The organism is Aneurinibacillus aneurinilyticus ATCC 12856 (genome assembly GCF_000466385.1).
Classification (GTDB): domain Bacteria; phylum Bacillota; class Bacilli; order Aneurinibacillales; family Aneurinibacillaceae; genus Aneurinibacillus; species Aneurinibacillus aneurinilyticus.
Genome location: NZ_KE952728.1, coordinates 1 through 18,702 on the forward strand (window position 1 = coordinate 1; position 18,702 = coordinate 18,702).

At 47.0% G+C, this 18,702-nt stretch carries 17 protein-coding genes; all 17 read right to left on the reverse strand.

Going from position 1 to position 18,702, the window contains the following annotated elements; genetic code table 11:
• Positions 1-381 precede the first annotated feature (381 nt).
• Positions 382-1,041, reverse strand: coding sequence for a bifunctional phosphoribosyl-AMP cyclohydrolase/phosphoribosyl-ATP diphosphatase HisIE (gene hisIE / locus HMPREF0083_RS06245; RefSeq protein WP_021620302.1), 660 nt, complete (start codon positions 1,039-1,041; stop codon positions 382-384).
• Positions 1,042-1,818, reverse strand: a complete 777-nt coding sequence (gene hisF / locus HMPREF0083_RS06250; protein ID WP_040301704.1) for an imidazole glycerol phosphate synthase subunit HisF — start codon at positions 1,816-1,818, stop codon at positions 1,042-1,044.
• A gap of 1 nt (position 1,819) precedes the next feature.
• Entirely contained in the window at positions 1,820-2,557 is a 738-nt protein-coding gene (gene hisA, locus HMPREF0083_RS06255) for a 1-(5-phosphoribosyl)-5-[(5-phosphoribosylamino)methylideneamino]imidazole-4-carboxamide isomerase (RefSeq protein ID WP_040301706.1), read from the reverse strand.
• Between the two features lie 26 nt (positions 2,558-2,583).
• Positions 2,584-3,207 (reverse strand): imidazole glycerol phosphate synthase subunit HisH, encoded by a 624-nt coding sequence (gene hisH / locus HMPREF0083_RS06260; RefSeq protein ID WP_021620305.1) that lies wholly within the window; start codon positions 3,205-3,207, stop codon positions 2,584-2,586.
• On the reverse strand, positions 3,208-3,792 hold the full coding sequence (gene hisB / locus HMPREF0083_RS06265; RefSeq protein ID WP_021620306.1) for an imidazoleglycerol-phosphate dehydratase HisB: 585 nt from the start codon (positions 3,790-3,792) through the stop codon (positions 3,208-3,210).
• A 14-nt stretch (positions 3,793-3,806) separates the two neighbouring features.
• Positions 3,807-5,081 (reverse strand): histidinol dehydrogenase, encoded by a 1,275-nt coding sequence (gene hisD, locus HMPREF0083_RS06270; protein WP_040301723.1) that lies wholly within the window; start codon positions 5,079-5,081, stop codon positions 3,807-3,809.
• A gap of 6 nt (positions 5,082-5,087) precedes the next feature.
• Positions 5,088-5,729: an ATP phosphoribosyltransferase gene (hisG, locus tag HMPREF0083_RS06275; RefSeq protein ID WP_021620308.1), complete on the reverse strand. Its 642-nt coding sequence runs from the start codon at positions 5,727-5,729 to the stop codon at positions 5,088-5,090.
• Positions 5,726-6,895: an ATP phosphoribosyltransferase regulatory subunit gene (locus HMPREF0083_RS06280; protein WP_021620309.1), complete on the reverse strand. Its 1,170-nt coding sequence runs from the start codon at positions 6,893-6,895 to the stop codon at positions 5,726-5,728. The genes hisG and HMPREF0083_RS06280 overlap by 4 nt, the downstream gene beginning before the upstream one ends.
• A 220-nt stretch (positions 6,896-7,115) precedes the next feature.
• On the reverse strand, positions 7,116-7,640 hold the full coding sequence (locus HMPREF0083_RS06285) for an acyltransferase (protein WP_021620310.1): 525 nt from the start codon (positions 7,638-7,640) through the stop codon (positions 7,116-7,118).
• 10 nt (positions 7,641-7,650) lie between these two features.
• Positions 7,651-8,307 (reverse strand): pyrophosphatase PpaX, encoded by a 657-nt coding sequence (gene ppaX / locus HMPREF0083_RS06290; RefSeq protein ID WP_021620311.1) that lies wholly within the window; start codon positions 8,305-8,307, stop codon positions 7,651-7,653.
• Positions 8,308-8,340: 33 nt separating this feature from the next.
• Positions 8,341-9,168 (reverse strand): prolipoprotein diacylglyceryl transferase, encoded by an 828-nt coding sequence (lgt, locus tag HMPREF0083_RS06295; protein ID WP_021620312.1) that lies wholly within the window; start codon positions 9,166-9,168, stop codon positions 8,341-8,343.
• Positions 9,169-9,188: 20 nt separating this feature from the next.
• Positions 9,189-10,121 (reverse strand): HPr(Ser) kinase/phosphatase, encoded by a 933-nt coding sequence (gene hprK, locus HMPREF0083_RS06300; protein ID WP_040301725.1) that lies wholly within the window; start codon positions 10,119-10,121, stop codon positions 9,189-9,191.
• 145 nt (positions 10,122-10,266) lie between these two features.
• Positions 10,267-13,131, reverse strand: a complete 2,865-nt coding sequence (gene uvrA, locus HMPREF0083_RS06305; protein WP_021620314.1) for an excinuclease ABC subunit UvrA — start codon at positions 13,129-13,131, stop codon at positions 10,267-10,269.
• 7 nt (positions 13,132-13,138) lie between these two features.
• The gene (gene uvrB / locus HMPREF0083_RS06310; protein ID WP_040301726.1) at positions 13,139-15,118 is read right to left on the reverse strand and encodes an excinuclease ABC subunit UvrB; all 1,980 of its coding nucleotides are present in this window, start codon (positions 15,116-15,118) and stop codon (positions 13,139-13,141) included.
• A 360-nt stretch (positions 15,119-15,478) separates the two neighbouring features.
• A complete protein-coding gene (locus HMPREF0083_RS06315) occupies positions 15,479-15,709 on the reverse strand; it encodes a DUF2198 family protein (protein WP_021620317.1) in 231 nt (76 codons plus the stop codon).
• On the reverse strand, positions 15,706-17,019 hold the full coding sequence (locus tag HMPREF0083_RS06320) for a PDZ domain-containing protein (protein WP_021620318.1): 1,314 nt from the start codon (positions 17,017-17,019) through the stop codon (positions 15,706-15,708). Before HMPREF0083_RS06320 ends, HMPREF0083_RS06315 begins: the two co-directional genes overlap by 4 nt.
• A gap of 168 nt (positions 17,020-17,187) precedes the next feature.
• Positions 17,188-18,645 carry a S41 family peptidase gene (locus HMPREF0083_RS06325; RefSeq protein WP_051354557.1) on the reverse strand — a complete coding sequence of 486 codons (1,458 nt, stop codon included), beginning with the start codon at positions 18,643-18,645 and terminating at the stop codon, positions 17,188-17,190.
• Between the last annotated feature and the right edge of the window lie 57 nt (positions 18,646-18,702).

Genomic DNA, 18,702 nt, shown 5'->3' on the forward strand with positions numbered 1-18,702 from the left:
ATGGACCGGCAACTGTCTCCCACACCGAGAGGCCAAGATGTTTTGCCGGTCCAGCCCTGACGCCACAAAGCGGCCGTGTCTCTTCCTTGTAAGAAAAAGACGAGGGAACACGCCGACGCGTGCATCTTTTCTTTCGCCTTATGGATAATCAACAGGCGTGTTTATACAATAGAAAATATACCTTCGGCCAACAAGTACAGGCAGCACAATCAATTCAAACTGTGCTGCCTGCACTTTATGCATAACGCAAATCAATTATCCCACCTCAAGACTCGAAAAAGTCGTGGATGTCTAGGTGGGGAATTACTGTCCCTAAAGATCCAATATGTTCAACTAACACACAGTGAAGAATATGCCCCCTTCACTGCGTGAAGCTTCACTTTATTTCACATGCCTTTTTTCCAGCTCCTGAAGCACTGCATCAAACGGCAGTTTTTGCTCCCTCAATAGCACAAGTAAGTGGAAAAGCAAATCGGCTGCCTCATAACGCAATTCATCATGACTGCGGTTTTTCGCCGCGATAATTACCTCGCTCGCCTCTTCGCCCACTTTCTTAAGGATTTTATCTACACCCTCCGTAAACAAATAGGTCGTATACGAACCCTCAGGCATTTCTGCTTCACGTTTAGCAATAAGCGCTTCTAAACGATTGAAAATCCCAAAGCGATTTTGCACTTCCTTATTATTCGCTGACGGATTTCCGAAAGTACTGTCTTTCCCTTCTTCTAACAAAGAATCTGCAAAGCAGGAGTATACATTTTTATGACAGGCTGGCCCTGTCGGAATCACTTTAACAATAAGTGCATCACTATCGCAATCATATAGAATATCAACTACTTGTTGCACATTACCCGATGTTGCGCCTTTGTGCCAAAGTTCCTGGCGTGATCGGCTCCAAAACCACGTCTCACGCGTCTCCAACGTCCTGGCCAGCGACTCCTCATTCATGTATGCCAAAGTAAGCACTTCCTTACTTTGTGCATCCTGTACAATTGCCGATACTAAGCCATTTTCATCAAATTTGATATTCTTTCTATTCATTTATACCGTCTCCTCTGTCATACGCATCTCGATGTTACGCTCATACAGATACTGTTTCACTTCTTTAATGGATGTCTCTTTATAATGAAAAATCGAAGCCGCTAACGCAGCATCCGCTTTTCCTTCTACAAAGGCATCGTAGAAATGTTCCTTCGCGCCAGCGCCGCCAGATGCAATGACAGGAATGCGAACGGCTTCGGAAACCGCCTGGGTAAGCGCAAGCGCAAAGCCGTTTTTCTGTCCATCGCTGTCCATGCTCGTTAACAGAATTTCTCCTGCTCCCAACTCTTCCACCCGCTTGGCCCAATCTACCGCATCCATGCCAGTAGATTGACGACCACCATGCGTGTATACTTCCCATCCGTTTCCATCCTCACGTGCTTTGGCATCAATGGCTACGACAATACACTGACTTCCAAATACTTCCACTCCTTCTTTCACTAATTCTGGACGCTTGACGGCTGCAGTATTAACGGACACCTTGTCAGCACCCGCTCGCAAAATACGACGCATATCCTCTACTGCATTGATACCGCCTCCTACCGTAAACGGAATCGTCACATTAGCGGCCGTATTCTCAACCACCTCAACCATTGTTTCCCGTCCTTCATGCGAAGCTGAAATATCGAGGAATACTAACTCATCTGCTCCTTCTTCGCTATAGCGTTTCGCCAATTCAACAGGATCGCCTGCATCGCGCAAATTTACGAAGCTTACTCCTTTTACCACTCTGCCTTCTTTAACATCCAGACAAGGGATAATTCGTTTAGTCAACATATTAGACATCCTCCCTGATCCGTTTCAATGCTTGTGGCAGGTTTACTCGCTCGGTATATAACGCTTTTCCGACAATGGCTCCACCGACGCCGTCGCCTGCATATTGGGCAAGTTCCAGCAAATCCTGTTCCACGCTTACGCCACCGGATGCGATAACATTTTTTCCGGTTGCACGCGCCAGCTGTACAATAGCTTCCGTATTCGGCCCTTCCAGCGTACCATCACGTGAAATATCCGTATAGATAAACGTCTCCGCTCCCTTAGCAATTAACACTTTAGCCAATTGTTCCGCAGTTACCTCGGATGTTTCCAACCATCCATGTGTTGCCACATAGCCATCCCTTGCATCAATACCGATCGCAACTTTATCGCCGTATGCATCCAGCACTCTTTCGGTAAAAGGCTGATCCTGAATCGCCGCCGTACCAAGAATAATACGACTTACCCCACCTTCAATATATCGGTCGATATCTTCCATACGCCGCAAGCCGCCGCCGATTTGCACGGGAACATCCAGCGTCCGGGCAATTTCAAGCACAATTTCGTCATTCATTGGCTGTCCGGCTTTTGCTCCATCCAAATCAACAAGGTGAATCCATTCCGCTCCTTGAGATGCCCATTGTTTTGCCATTTCTGTCGGCGAATCGCCATATACGGTCTCTTGGTTATAATCTCCCTGTAGCAAGCGTACGCATTTGCCCCCGCGAATATCAATCGCCGGATAAATAATGAAACTCATCTCTCTACTCCCCCTCTGTTGCTCATTTATTTGGTACGAATCGTTTGGCATAATGATGTAAAATTCTCAAGCAGTTTCATGCCGACTGTACCACTTTTCTCTGGATGGAACTGCATCCCGTACACATTGTTTTTACCAACAACGGCCGGTACCTCCTGGTAATAATCGGTCGTGGCCAGCAGCACCGCCCTGCTCTCATCCGTCGGCTGCAAAAAGTAGGAATGTACAAAATAAACATATCCTTCTTCCACACCATTAAAAATCGAATTATCCTGTAAAAACTCAAGTTTATTCCAGCCCATATGCGGAATTTTGTAGGTACCATGAAAACGGTCTACGTTCCCGGGCAAAATACCAAGACCTTCACCTTTCCCATGTTCTGTACTGCTATCAAATAAGATTTGCATACCTAAGCAAATACCGAGCAACGGTTTTCCACTCGCCGCAAATTGGCGAATTGCTTCAATAAGTCCATACTCCCGCAGATTCTTCATCGCATCGCCAAACGCCCCTACGCCGGGGAGTATAGCTCCTTCTGCCTTCATCAATTCTTGAGCATCTGATACAAATGTATATTCATGCCCTAGACGCTCTACTGCCTTGCTTACACTATGAAGATTGCCCATGCCATAATCGATAATCGCAATCATCTATAACATTCCTTTCGTTGACGGGACTCCCTTCACCCGCGGATCAATCGTAGTCGCTTCATCTAATGCACGGCCAAGCGCTTTAAATACCGCCTCAATCATATGGTGAGTATTGTGCCCGTAATGTACGATGATATGAAGTGTAATACGCGCTTCAAGCGCCAGTTTCCAGAAGAACTCATGGAAAAGCTCTACCGGAAATGCTCCTACATTAGCCGAAGGGAATTCGGCCCGATACTCAAGGTGCGGACGATTGCTAATATCAACGATAACTTGACCGAGCGCCTCATCCATCGGCACAAAAACACTGCTGTAGCGCTTAATGCCTTTCTTATCCCCAAGCGCTTCGCGAAATGCCTGGCCCAAACAAATCGCGATATCTTCTACCGTATGGTGGTAGTCAATTTCAATATCACCTTTAGCCTGTACGGCTAAATCGAATTGACCATGCTTCGTAAACAAATCAAGCATATGATCAAGAAAAGGAACGTCTGTTTTAAGCTCCGTTTTTCCTTCTCCATCTATGTTGAATTGAAGTGCAATATTTGTTTCACTTGTCTTACGTTCGATAGATGCCTGTCTCATCGTTGAAATCCCTCCTATTTCCCTTCGTTGTCCAACCGTATTTGAATAGCCCTGGCATGCGCTTCTAGTCCTTCCTGACGGGCAAGTGCCACGATTTTTTGACCATGTGTCAGCAAATCCTGGCGACTATATGAAATTAAGCTTGATTTTTTAAGAAAGTCGTCTACATTCAGTGGAGAAGAAAATCGTGCCGTTCCGTTCGTAGGCAGCACATGATTCGTTCCGGCAAAATAATCGCCCACAGGCTCGGAACTATAAGGTCCAAGAAAAATGGCTCCTGCATTTTTAATCTGTCCTACGTAGGCCATTGGCTCCTCTATCATTAATTCTAAATGCTCTGGTGCTAAACGGTTTACTACATCCAAGCCCTCTTCCATACTATCCACTACGCATATTGCGCCATAATCTTGAATAGACGCCTGAGCAATTTCTTTGCGCGGAAGTACAGCTACCTGCGTTTCTACTTCCTGCTGCACAGCCTGTGCCAGCTCACGGCATGTTGTCACAAGCACCGCTGAAGCCATAACATCGTGCTCCGCCTGCGACAGCAGGTCAGCTGCCACATAAGCCGGATTAGCCGTGCTATCGGCAAGTACAACGATCTCACTTGGCCCAGCCACCATATCAATATCGACCAAACCGAACACTTCACGCTTTGCCAAAGCCACATAAATGTTACCGGGTCCAACGATTTTATCCACTGGTTTTAATGTTTCCGTTCCATATGTAAGCGCCGCAATCGCCTGTGCACCGCCTACCTTATATATCTCATTCACCCCCAGCTCATAAGCGGCGACCAGCACCCCTGGGTTTACCTTTCCGTCCTTCCCCGGAGGTGTAACCATTGCGATCTCCTCAACACCAGCCACCTGTGCCGGAATAGCATTCATGAGTACGGATGACGGATATGCCGCCGTACCGCCCGGAACATAAAGTCCGACACGTTGCAGCGGACGGATGAGCTGTCCCAATACCGTTCCGGACTCGTGAGTCGTCATCCAGGATTGACGCATCTGACGACTATGGTAGTCACGGATGTTAACGGCTGCCTCACGAATCGCATCCCTTACTTCCGGATTAATAGCACACAAAGCTTCCTTAAACTCATCTTCAGTCACTCGCATTTCTGGGAGTTGTATGCGGTCAAATTGTTCGGTGAAACGGCGCACTGCCGCATCACCTTCTTGCTTTACTGCTTGTAAAATATCAAGTACTGCCGCGCGCTGTGTTTCTGTTCCTGTTTCCACATCGCGCCGGGTAGAAAAATTTGCGGCATCAACAATCTTCATCATCCCTTACCTCTCCTCCACAATCGAAGCGAACTTCTCATATATATAATCCACTGCTTCGCTCTTCATCCGGTAGCTGACCCGATTAGCGATCAAGCGCGTTGTTATTGGCATAATCTCTTCAAGCTCCACTAATCCATTCTCTTTGAGTGTACGTCCAGTTGAGACAATATCGACAATTCGATCGGCCAGGCCAATTAACGGTGCTAATTCAATGGAGCCATTCAGTTTAATTACTTCCACCTGCTGGCCTTGCTCACGAAAATACTTGGATGCCACATGCGGATATTTGGTAGCGACGCGAGGAGCGGAACTGCCGGAAGGCCTCCATCCAGGAAGCCCCGCGACAGAAATGCGACAGCGGCTAATCTGTAAATCCAACAGCTCATACACGTCACGGTTTTCTTCGAGCAGTACGTCCTTACCCACTACGCCGATATCGGCTACACCATATTCGACATATGTTGGAACATCAGTCGGTTTGGCTAGGATAAAATCAAGGTTAGCCTTCGGTACCGGAACGATGAGCTTGCGTGAATCATCAAATTCCGGAGGAAGCGGAACACCGGCTCTTCGAAGCAGGTCAGCCGCTTCTTCAAAAATTCTTCCTTTCGGCATCGCTACGATTAGCTTTTCCTTTGCATTCATATCGCTTCCTCCCCGGTCAAGTCAATCACTTCCGTATATTGCGAAAAGTCTGTCTGTGCCCACTCTTCTTTGCGCTGGGTAATAACTACCGCTTTTTCCTCAGTACGCAGCGCTCTCGCTCTCGCTAACGCTTCCGTTCGTTGGTTCGCATGATAAAGAATAAGAAACTTATTAGCTTGTACAGGCTGATAATTAACCGCTTCGAGTAGACTGTCCATCTGCACCGCGAAGCCGGTCGCCGGACATGGACGTCCAAACTGTGCCATTAAGCTATCATAACGACCGCCTGCACAAATAGAAAATCCTTGATTGGCCGCATACCCCTCGAACAGAATTCCCGTATAATAATCAAGGCTTCTTAAAAGATTCAAATCCAGCAGCACATACTCCTCAACCTGGTATGCTTCCAGCGCTTCCCATAGCTCCCGCAGGTTATTAACAGCCTTGCGGGCCTGTCCGTTAACTGTAATAGCTTCCGCTCGCTCAAGTAATTCTTTGCCGCCGCGTAGCCTCAACAGTTCGTACAAGCGTGCCTCATTCCCTTCCGGGAGCGCTAGCCCTTTTGCATAATGGCGAAATCCCACATAATCTCGATGATATAAAAATTCCTTTAGTTTTTCGCGATCTTCTTTTTCTTCTATAATCTCTTCAAGCAATCCTTCCAGAAAACCAATGTGTCCCACTGCGATTTTAAACACAGGAACATCAGCTTCTTTTAATACGGAGACAGCGAGCGCAATCGCTTCAGCATCCGCATCAACAGAAGACGAGCCAACGCATTCTATTCCAAGTTGTGGAAATTCGGCATTTCGACCCGCTTCATTCTTCTGGGCCCGAAATACATTGGCCGTATACATGAGACGCAGCGGCAGCGGCTCCTCCTTTAGCAGTGAGGACGCGACCCGCGCAATTGGCGCCGTCATGTCTGGACGTAGCACGACCGTCTTCCCTTCGCTGTCCAACAATTTAAATAATTTATGATCAAGCGTTGCACTCGCACCGCCGACGGTGTCATAATACTCAAGTGTAGGGGTGCCTATTTCACGGTATCCCCACTGTTTCATGCAGGCTTTGACCTGGTGTTCTAGCCACCGTTGCTTCTCCAGCACATCAGGAAGTATATCCCGCATGCCAAGTGGCTTCTCGAATCCTAACGGTTTTGACATCCTGCTTCCCACTCCTTATCCGTTACTTTAGTATGGTAGAGAACTAAAGGATTTTCTTATTGAATGTAGTCTAACACTCTCATTTCTATCCGTCAACCATGTATAATAGGCTTTCATAAATGTAAGCGCTATCCACAACAGAAATTCGTACGTTTTTCCAGTACTATGATCGGAAGAATGTAGGTGTTGCCTTCTTATCCAATCAAAAAAGCGAACCGGATTACTCCGATTCGCCTGCACATTCTTTTTTTTCTATTTTTGGTTGCCGAATGATACGCATCGGATTGCCTCCCACAAAGGCACCGGGAGGTACATCGGCATTAACTAAGGTAGCAGCAGAAACAACCGCACCGTCACCAATGGTTACTCCCGGAAGAATCGTCGAATTAGCACCCACCATAACATGTGCACCGACTTTCACATCACCGAGACGATATTCATCAATCAGATACTCATGGGCAAGGATTGTCGTATTATAACCAATAATACTGTTAGCTCCAATTGAAATTCGTTCAGGAAACATCGTATCCATCATGACCATAAGTGCGACGGCTGTATTCTCACCAATGTCCATCCCAAGGAACGTACGGTACATCCAATTCTTCACCGGCATCCAGGGCGTATAACGGGCAACCTGTACAACAATAAAGCACTTAGCTACCTTCCAAAAGCTCACTGTTTTGTACAGCTGCCAGAGAGAATTCGGCCCCTGAACCGGATAACGTTCAGTCTGTCTTCTTGCCATTAGCCACCTCTTATAACTGGCGGGTCGGCTGCTTCACGATTTGAATAATATCGCTCATATCATTCAGCAAGTATGTCGGGTTGAATGATGATAAAAACGACGCACCTTTTAGGCTCCAGGCCACACCGGCAGAAGCGATTCCCGCATTCTGCCCCGCCTGAATATCATACTGGCTATCACCCACCATAAGCGTACGGGCCGGATCAGCTCCCAAAGCCTGCATAGCTTTGTGCACCGGCTCTGGATGCGGCTTATGCTTTTCCGTATCCTGATAGCTGATGAATGTATCCATATATTTATCGAGGCCAAACAGGCGTAAGCCCATCTCAGCTGTCTTTCGCTGCTTCGTCGTCACGATCCCCATTTTAATCCCCATCTTGGCAAGCTGCTCGATCGTGTCCAGTACATTTGGAAATTCTTCTACCAGCTCGTCATGCACCCGTTCATTATGTTCGCGATACACCTGTACCAATTCTTCCGACCGCTCGGGACCGAATAATTCCATCTGATCGTACAACGGTTTTCCCATATGAGGAATCAAGTCTTCCCGTGTATATTTACCGGGGTAAAATTTTTCCAGAGTGTACATGAATGAAGTCAAAATTAGATTATTTGTATCAATTAACGTCCCATCAAGATCAAACAATACATATTGATAGCGATACATTCCAACCCTTCTTTCCAAAAAGTCATACTGATTCTATTCTTCCCCGTAACGTTTGGCAGCATAGCCCGTTTTTCGCAATATCATCATCATGATAAGAGCAAATGCAATGAGTACGAGACTGATGACCTGCGCGATGCGCAGCGTATCCGTCAGCATAAGACTGTCGGTACGCAGGCCCTCTACGAAGAATCGTCCAATCGAATACCAGGCTACGTACGTGAGGAATAAATCACCGCGCCGTAGCCGCACGATACGCCGAATCGTAATCAATAAAATGAACCCAAGTAAATTCCAAAGCGATTCGTATAGAAATGTTGGGTGATAGTAAGAATATGTATTCGTTAACGGATCCAGGATATACATCTGATCGATAATAAACTGCGGCAGATGGAGACTTTGAAGGAACTCCAAACTAACCGGCCCGCCATGAGCCTCCTGATTCATAAAGTTACCCCAGCGTCCGATGGCCTGTCCAATAATTAAGCTTGGTGCCACAACATCAGCCAGTCGCCAGAACGAAACTTTTTTTATGCGCGAATAAATATACGCTGTCAAAATGGAAGCGATTAGTGCACCATGAATGGCGATACCACCATGCCATACAGCAATAATCTCTGCGGGATGCGAGCTATAGTACTCATTCCATCGGAAAATAACATAGTAGATACGCGCACCGATAATGGCCGCTGGTACTGCATACATTACTACGTCCATAATCGTCTCAGGGTCCATACCTACCCGTTTTGCTTCGCGCAACGCCAGCAATAAGCCGACGAGCGCAGCTGTACCAAGAATAATTCCATACCAGTGTACAGATAAGGGTCCCAGTTGGAATGCAACCGGGTCAATCGCCTTTGGCATTCTCTCCCGTCCTTCCTCTTCTAGATGTCTTCGACCGCATCTTCAATCGTGTCAGTTAGTTTTTTGCTGAATACGACTGCCGCATTATAGCCCATACGCTTCAGGCGGAAATTCATCGACGCCACTTCTACGATAACAGCAAGGTTACGACCAGGACGTACCGGAATGGTAATCTGCGGCACCTCGGTATCCATGATTTTCATCTTTTCCTCATCCAAACCAAGACGGTCATACATTTTGCTCGGATCCCAGATTTCTAACTGAATCACAAGCGAAATTCGCTTATAATTGCGGATGGCACCGGCACCGAACAGTGTCATTACATTAATAATGCCGACACCGCGAATCTCCAGCAGATGCTGGATCAGCTCCGGTGCACTACCAATTAACTGGTTCTCCTGTGTCTGACGAATCTCTACCGCATCGTCCGCAACAAGCCGATGACCGCGTTTGACCAATTCCAGCGCGGTTTCACTCTTTCCAATGGAGCTTTGTCCTACCAGCAGGACACCTACTCCGTACACATCGACCAGAACACCATGCATGGTAGTCGTCGGTGCCAGGCGTCCCTCTAAATACGTTGTCAATTTGCTCGATAGCTTGGTAGTCGGCAACGGAGAGGTCAAGACCGGAATGCTCCGTTCTTCCGATAGACGAATTAATTGTTCCGGTATCTCACATCCGTGAGCTACGCATACACACGGCGTCGAATCAAGAAGCAGTTTATCAATTCTCTCCTTACGGTCTGCTTCTCCTAATGCCTCATAGAAGCTAAGCTCCGTCTTGCCAAGCAATTGTACACGTTCAGAGGCGTAAAATTCAAAGTATCCTGCGATTTCCAGGCCAGGACGGCTAATGTCGCTTACGGTAATTTCACGACGCAGTCCCTTTTCCCCGCTTACCACTTTTAATTGGAAGTGGTTCACAATATCGCGCACATGGGTTTTCTTCAAGCGTGCCACCCTTTCTTTCCCGAATAATATCCTATTGTATCACACTGCCACCTTCAAGTTGAAAAAAGAGCCGAAGGAAAGTGCACAGCACGAAAAATCCATTAACAAAAAACTGGGACAGCTTATTGCCGCCCCAGTTTCCAAACTATGATTGTATCTGTAAGCGAGCCTCGGAGCGCTTGCGATCACGCGTAAGCACCGGAGCAAGAAACTGTCCGGTATAAGACTCTTCCACTGTAACGACAGCTTCCGGTGTACCTTCTGCAACGATCATACCGCCGCGGCTGCCGCCATCTGGACCTAAATCAATAATATGGTCAGCAGTTTTAATAACATCAAGGTTATGCTCGATAACCAGCACGCTGTCTCCAGCATCTACAAGACGCTGTAGCACCTTCAACAAACGGTCAATATCATCGATATGAAGACCGGTCGTTGGCTCATCAAGAATATACAATGTCTTGCCGTTACTGCGACGATACAGTTCAGACGCCAATTTAACACGCTGCGCTTCTCCGCCTGATAATGTAGTTGCCGGCTGTCCCAAGGTAATGTAACCAAGGCCAACATCATACAAGGTTTGAAGCTTGCGATGAATACGCGGAATGTTCTTGAAGAATTCCAACGCATCCTCCACCGTCATCTCAAGCACATCCGAAATGTTTTTTCCTTTATAGCGCACCTCCAGCGTTTCACGATTATACCGTTTGCCATGACACACTTCGCAAGGCACGTATACATCTGGCAAAAAGTGCATCTCAATCTTAATAATCCCGTCACCCCGGCACGCTTCGCATCTTCCACCTTTGACGTTAAAGCTGAAGCGACCTTTTTGGTAGCCACGCATCTTTGCCTCATTTGTCTGCGCGAATAAGTCTCGAATATCATCAAATACACCTGTATACGTAGCCGGATTCGAACGCGGCGTGCGCCCGATCGGCGACTGATCAATGTCGATGACTTTATCCAGATGCTCGATTCCTTCAATTTTTCGGAAAGAACCTGGCTTCTGTTTGGACTTGTGTAATTCCCGGGCAAGCGCTTTGTGCAGAATTTCGTTAATAAGCGTCGATTTTCCCGATCCGGATACCCCTGTAACACATGTAAAAACACCAAGCGGTACTTTCAACGTAACATTACGCAAATTGTTCTCTTTTGCACCAAGCACCTTAATCCACTTGCCGTTCGACTTACGGCGCTCAAGCGGTACCGGGATGAACTTGCGTCCGCTCAAGTACTGACCGGTCAATGAATTCTCATCTTCCATCACTTCCTGCGGCGTTCCCTGTGACACAACCTGGCCTCCGTGAATGCCCGCACCCGGTCCGATATCAATAATATGATCAGCTGCAAGCATCGTATCTTCATCATGTTCTACAACGATAAGCGTATTACCAAGGTTTCGCATATGTTCAAGCGTTTTAATCAATCGGGCATTATCCCGCTGATGCAAGCCAATGCTCGGCTCATCAAGAATATACAGCACACCCATCAGACTTGAGCCGATTTGCGTCGCCAGACGAATCCGCTGCGCTTCCCCGCCAGACAACGTACCGGCGGAACGACTCATCGTCAGATAATCAAGGCCAACATCAATTAGAAATTGCAGGCGTGCCTGAATTTCCTTTAGAATTAAACGAGCTATCTGCATTTCTTTTTCAGTCAGTTCAAGGCTACCGAAAAACTCGTGTGCTTCCGCCACTGACAAATCAGTAACATACGCAATCGTTTTCTCGTTAATCAACACCGCAAGCGCCTCGGGGCGCAAACGGTGCCCCTTGCAGGATGGACATTTCTTCTGGCTCATATACAACTCAAGCTGCTGACGCACATAGTCAGAGCCTGTTTCGCGATAGCGGCGCGCTACGTTATTCACTACACCTTCAAATGTCGTATACGTGTCGCGCACGGTTGTACTAAAATCACTTTTGTAGCGGAAATGCAACTTTTCTGTACCGCTGCCAAACAACAATACATTCCGCTGTTTTTCTGTCAATTCTTCGAACGGCTTATCCATGTCGATATCATAATGCTTGGCGACGCATGTCAAAATCTGCTCATAATAATTCGATGTGGAGCTGTTCCATGGTTCCAGAGCACCTTCATTAACGCTCTTGGACGGGTCCGGCACAATCAAATCCGGATCAACCTCCAGCTGATTGCCTAATCCATCACACTTCGAGCAGGCACCGAACGGGCTGTTAAAGGAAAACATCCGCGGCTCCAGGTCCGGCATACTGAACCCGCAGACCGGGCAGGCCAAATTCTGGCTGAATAACAGTTCCTCTTGATCAAGAATATCGACCAACACCCGTCCTTCCGCCAAGCGAAGGGCAGTTTCCAATGAGTCTGCAAGTCGACTTTGTATGCCATCCTTTACGACAATGCGGTCAATGACTACTTCAATGGAATGCTTCTTGTTTTTCTCCAGCTTAATTTCTTCCGATAAATCCCGTACTTCTCCATCTACACGTACCCGGACATATCCTTGCCCTCGAATCTCATCCAGCAGTTTCACATGTTCACCTTTACGCCCCTGCACGAGCGGAGCAAGAATCTGCAAGCGTGTCCGCTCTGGATATCCAAGAATGCGATCTACCATCTGTTCAACCGTTTGGGCGGTAATTTCCACACCATGCTCCGGGCAATGCGGACGTCCAATACGGGCAAAAAGAAGGCGAAGATAGTCATAAATCTCCGTAACAGTTCCTACTGTAGAACGCGGGTTTCGACTCGTCGTTTTCTGATCAATAGAAATCGCGGGAGATAGACCGTCAATCGAATCAACGTCCGGCTTGTCCATCTGGCCTAGAAATTGGCGCGCATACGCGGACAGCGACTCGACATAACGTCGCTGTCCCTCCGCATAAATCGTATCAAATGCAAGCGAAGATTTTCCCGAACCGGACAAACCTGTCAGCACGACGAATTTATCGCGCGGGATGGTGATATCTATATCTTTCAGATTATGGGCACGAGCGCCCTTAATAATAATATTTTCGCGGCTCATTCGCTTTTCACCCTTCCGCCTTTATCTCAAGAATTAAATCGCGCAGCTCAGCCGCACGTTCGAAGTTCAATCCACGGGCTGCTTCTTTCATTTCGTCCTCCAGACGCGCAACAACTTCCTGCTTCTCTTTTTTGCTCAGCTTACTGTACGCCTTCTGAGGTAAGTATTCTGCCTGTTCTTCAGCAGCTTTCGTCGCCTCGATAACTTCCCGAACCGCTTTGCGAATCGTTTGCGGTGTAATACCATACTCTTCGTTGTATGCTATCTGACGTTCACGGCGGCGGTTCGTCTCTTCGACAGCACGTTCAATCGAGTGGGTCATCTTATCAGCATACATAATAACGTGGCCATTCGCATTCCGGGCGGCACGCCCAATTGTTTGAATCAGTGAGCGTTCATTACGCAAAAAGCCTTCCTTGTCAGCATCCAATATCGCGACAAGAGAAACTTCCGGTATATCTAACCCTTCCCGCAAAAGGTTAATTCCAATCAATACATCAAATGTTCCTACCCTAAGATCACGGATAATCTGCATTCGTTCAATTGTTTTGATGTCGGAATGCAAATAGCGAACTTTGATGCCGACTTCTTTCAGATAGTCAGTCAGGTCCTCGGACATCTTCTTTGTGAGCGTCGTTACAAGTACACGCTCTCCCTTGGCAATCCGATCGTTGATTTCACCAAGCAAATCATCAATCTGCCCTTTAGACGGACGGATATCAATTGTCGGGTCGAGCAGACCGGTCGGGCGGATGACCTGCTCTACAACCTCCGGCGTCTTCTCCATCTCATATGGACCCGGAGTTGCCGATACGTATACAATCTGTTTGACGTGCTTCTCGAATTCCTCAAATTTAAGCGGGCGGTTATCCGCTGCAGACGGCAGCCTGAAGCCGTGGTTAATCAACATTTCTTTGCGGGCCTTGTCGCCATTGTACATACCCCGAACCTGCGGCAATGTAATGTGCGACTCGTCAACCATGATAAGAAAATCATCTGGAAAATAATCGAGCAGCGTATAGGGCGTTGCCCCTGCTGACAGTCCGGTCAAATGACGCGAGTAGTTCTCAACACCAGAGCAGTAGCCCATCTCCTGCATCATCTCGATATCATAGCGTGTCCGCTGCTCTAGGCGCTGTGCTTCTAGCAACTTGCCCTCCGCTTTAAAATGGGCCAATTGCTCTTCCAATTCTGCTTCGATACTCTTAATGGCCCGCTGCATTTTGTCCTGTCCCGTAACGTAGTGGGACGCCGGGAAAATGGCAACATGTTCGCGTTCGCCCAATACCTCACCAGTCAAGGCATCAATTTCGGTAATCCGGTCAATCTCATCACCAAAAAACTCTACACGAACTGCATGTTCGCTATTGGATGCTGGAAAAATCTCCACAACATCGCCACGCACCCGGAATGTGCCACGTGTAAAGTTAATGTCGTTTCTGTCATATTGAATATCAATCAGCTTGCGCAGTATATCGTCACGATTCCTCTCCATACCACGGCGCAGGGACAATAATAGCGAACCATATTCCTGCGGTGATCCCAAACCATAAATGCAAGACACACTCGCAACAATAATAACATCCTCGCGCTCGAACAACGCACTGGTGGCGGAGTGGCGGAGTTTGTCAATCTCTTCATTGATGCTGGCATCCTTCTCGATGTACGTATCTGATTGGGGAATATAGGCTTCAGGCTGATAGTAATCATAATAACTTACGAAGTATCCGACCTCGTTATTTGGGAAAAATTCCTTGAACTCGCTGGTAAGCTGTGCTGCGAGTGTCTTGTTGTGGGCAATGATAAGCGTGGGTTTTTGAACTTTATTGATAACGTGGGCCATGGTGAACGTCTTCCCCGTTCCTGTTGCCCCAAGCAATGTTTGATGCTTCTTACCATTCAAAATTCCGTCTGACAACTTCTCTATGGCTGTAGGCTGGTCCCCCTGTGGTTGATACTCGGAGACAAGCTCGAACTTTTTCTTCAGCTTTTCCAAGGTTTCACCATTCCTTCGTTATTAATGCTGCATTTCATTATATCACAATTGGATATACGAACATATGCTTTCCAAAAATTTTTTCGAACGTAGGTTCGTGAGGCTTATACAAGCCTTTTATCTATATAAGTTACACTTGATATTTTGACATGATAACGTGGTTGGAAGTAGGAAATTCGGAAAAAAGAAGAGGGTGGGTGTGCCCACCGCCTTTCCTTCTTTTCTTACCTCCCACCATAAAATCTGTCGATTTATCAAATCAGATGTATATAGGTAAAAAGCAGGAAAGAAAAAGCTGCCGAGTCAACATATCGGCAGCTTCTACTTTGCTATTTACATTTTTGCACTTTCTTATTTCGTTAAACTAATTCCGCGAATCCACCGGTATCCGGCATATGTACCAGAAAGTCCGCTAATTACGCCAAGAAGGATGACGGGGAGCGGTTGATACGGACCATTAAAGGCAGCCATCATAATGCCAAGCGTTGCGATAGCCCCTACCCATATATTCAGCGATACGCGTGAGATGACAGCAGCGAGAATAAATGGAACAATCAACGCAATAACGTATTCCAAAATCATAATGATACATCCTTTCCCTGCTCAAGAGGCATCTCAGTCGTTTCAGCGTTATGGTGTGTCCGTATCCTGCGGAACAAGCCGAACAGCCGCCTGTACCCTTGTTCCACATACTCGTCCGCCGAAGCATCTGGTGCCACGATAAGCCCCAATTGATGATGATCTCCCTGATACACGGAACGCTGAACGTATTTGATATGCCCTTCTTTGTTCATTACCTCCATTTTACAAAAAGCAGACTGCTGCTGCAATGCCGGGTAAATTTCTTCTTTATTGTTGATTTCGTTTCCATTCACCCGAACAATTACATCACCTGTTACGATCTCCATCTCGTCTGCAGGACTTCCCGGCACAACCGCGAGCACCCGCACGCCCTGCTTCAATTGAATATACAGGGGTGTATGGATACGACGCTTCCATTCTCCATAAATACGCAGCGCTTCATGCCCCACAAGCGACAGAATGCTGCCAAATACCGCAATAGGAAGCCACCATGTTCCCAGGTATGCCAATGCGAGCAGCGCCAGACCAAACCAGGCAATCATTTTACCGGTCTTCCTTGTTTTATCCTGTGGCGTGGACAACACAGCCAAATCCGCATATCCAGTCACGGCCGGAACCGGGAGCAGACTTAATACTGCTGCACCCGCATAGAACAGCGGCCACCATCCCGTCTCATTCGGTACATACGCGCCAGATGCATCGCCCGTTACAAACAAGACAAGCGGAACAAGCCAGTATTTCTGAATCTCATACGCCCCGACAACACGGCCACGCTCGCTTTTAACCAATACAGGCGACAGTCCCTGTTTCGGTATGGTACGTACAAGAATACCTTCCGCAATGTGTAGAACGGCGACCAGCGCCAGAATCGCTGGAATATTCACCTCTTGCACCCAAACAAGTATAGTCTTGCCCCAGCCGTTCAGACCATCCACAGAAATGAATCGGGCCAACACGGATAGTACAGACAGCAGACCTCCGCTGTACGCAAAGGACAAAAAGCGAATGTTCAGCAGCGCAAGCACACCACTCAACACCCATAATAAAACAATATCATGATATGAGGGCGTCACTCCAAGTACAAGAAGCACAATAGAGACACCCAGACCAGCTACTGCACCGAACAGCAGCGCACGCACCAGCTCACCCGTGCCCGAAGTTACCCGTGCATGAAACAGCTTTCGCTCCTGCACAATTTGCTTGCGATACGCCCAGAATAACAGCAATGCAAATATATAAAGAGCAGGGCTTATTAAAAACTGTGGGATTTGTATCAACAAATCGAGAATCAATCCTGACCAATCATCCATTTCCTATCCTCCGAATCTAAAATCGAGCAACAAATACGCCTGTTTTCTCTTTTTATCATTCGGCAAAAACCTTTGCTTTCCTTTACTCTATTATAGAAAGAAAAAACCACGACATAAAGGCCGTGGTTGTACAATTCTACAAACGACGGGACGAACCCTGCCTAATTCTTAATTTGCTTCCTTGGATATAACTTCAATTGCTGCCTGAAGCTGCAAATCATTTTTCGGATCTTGAATCCGCTTGATTAACTCTTCCTGCATAGCACCTGCGGTCTCCTTATCCACCTTGCCCGTCACAGGCATCTGATGCAGGCTCTGGAATGTCTTCACTGCCATTTCGGTTCGATTATCAAAATATCCATCCAATCTTCCCGGCGATTGTCCCAGTCCGTTGAGAATCAATTGTAGATTCTTCACATCAGAGCCGTTCATATCACGTTTCAATTCTACCTTATCCGGCAGCGGAGCTGCTCTAAAATAATCAGGCTGCTCAATTTTTACATCTGGTGCGATTCCCTTTTTATGAATCCACGTTCCGTCTGGAGTCAGCCATTTGGCAACCGTGATTTTCAACTGACTATCATCTTCAAGTGGCATTGTATTCTGTACAGTACCTTTTCCAAATGATTGAGTACCGATTACTTTATAGCCGCTTCCTTGCAAAGCTCCAGCAAGAATCTCCGAAGCGCTTGCGCTGCCTTTGTCAGTTAATACAACAATCGGATACTTGGCTTCACCCTTCTCGGAACGAAATACTTCCTTCTTGCCATCGCTATATTGCACCTGTAAAATAACGCCTTTATTCGGTATAAGCAGGTTGCCGATTTCTACTACCGAATCCAGCAGGCCGCCTGGATTGCCACGCACATCAACAATGAGTCCGCTAATCCCCTGCTTCTCCAACTTGTTCAACTCTGTAGTAAAATGCTTGGCTGTGTCTTGAGAGAATTGTGTAATCTCCAGCTTTCCGTACTTTTTGCCATTTCGTTCTACTGTTTCGCTATATACTGTCTCTACCGGAATATCATCTCGTATGACGGTTACATGAAGCGGATCTGATAATCCCGGACGCATAATCTCAAGCTCTGCCTTTGTTCCTTTCGGGCCACGAATATGCATAACAGCATCGCTTAAACTCAACCCCTGCAAGCTTTTACCGTTTACTTTCAGGACTTGATCTTCCGGGCGCAATCCGGCTTTCTCTGCAGGTGAACCTTTAAATGGAGAAACAATCGTGACCTTCTCATTCTTGAGTGTTACTTCCGCACCAATGCCTTCAAATGTGGACTGCAGCGAAGAATTGAAGTCTTTGGTCTCTTTCTGATTCATATAATCCGAAAACGGATCATCCAGCGTTTTGACCATCCCTTCAATCGCTCCGTCTATCAGTTTCGTCTTATCTTGTTTTTCAAGCGCTGTATTCTCTATTAATTGGTAAGCCTCATAAATTTTCGCCATATCGGGATTCTGGCTTGATACCTGTTGCTGGGCATCATCGCCCGGCGGCATACTCCCGCGCGTGCCGGAAGCCTGTCCGAAAAATTTCGCGGCCGCAAGCGTCACAATGCTCGTAGAGAATACAAGCACCAGTGTGATAATAAAAAATGTGCGGCGTTTTATATACAAATGCAAGCACCACCTTTGTGTATTAAATAAAAGAGAACATTAAGAGAAGAAAGTAAG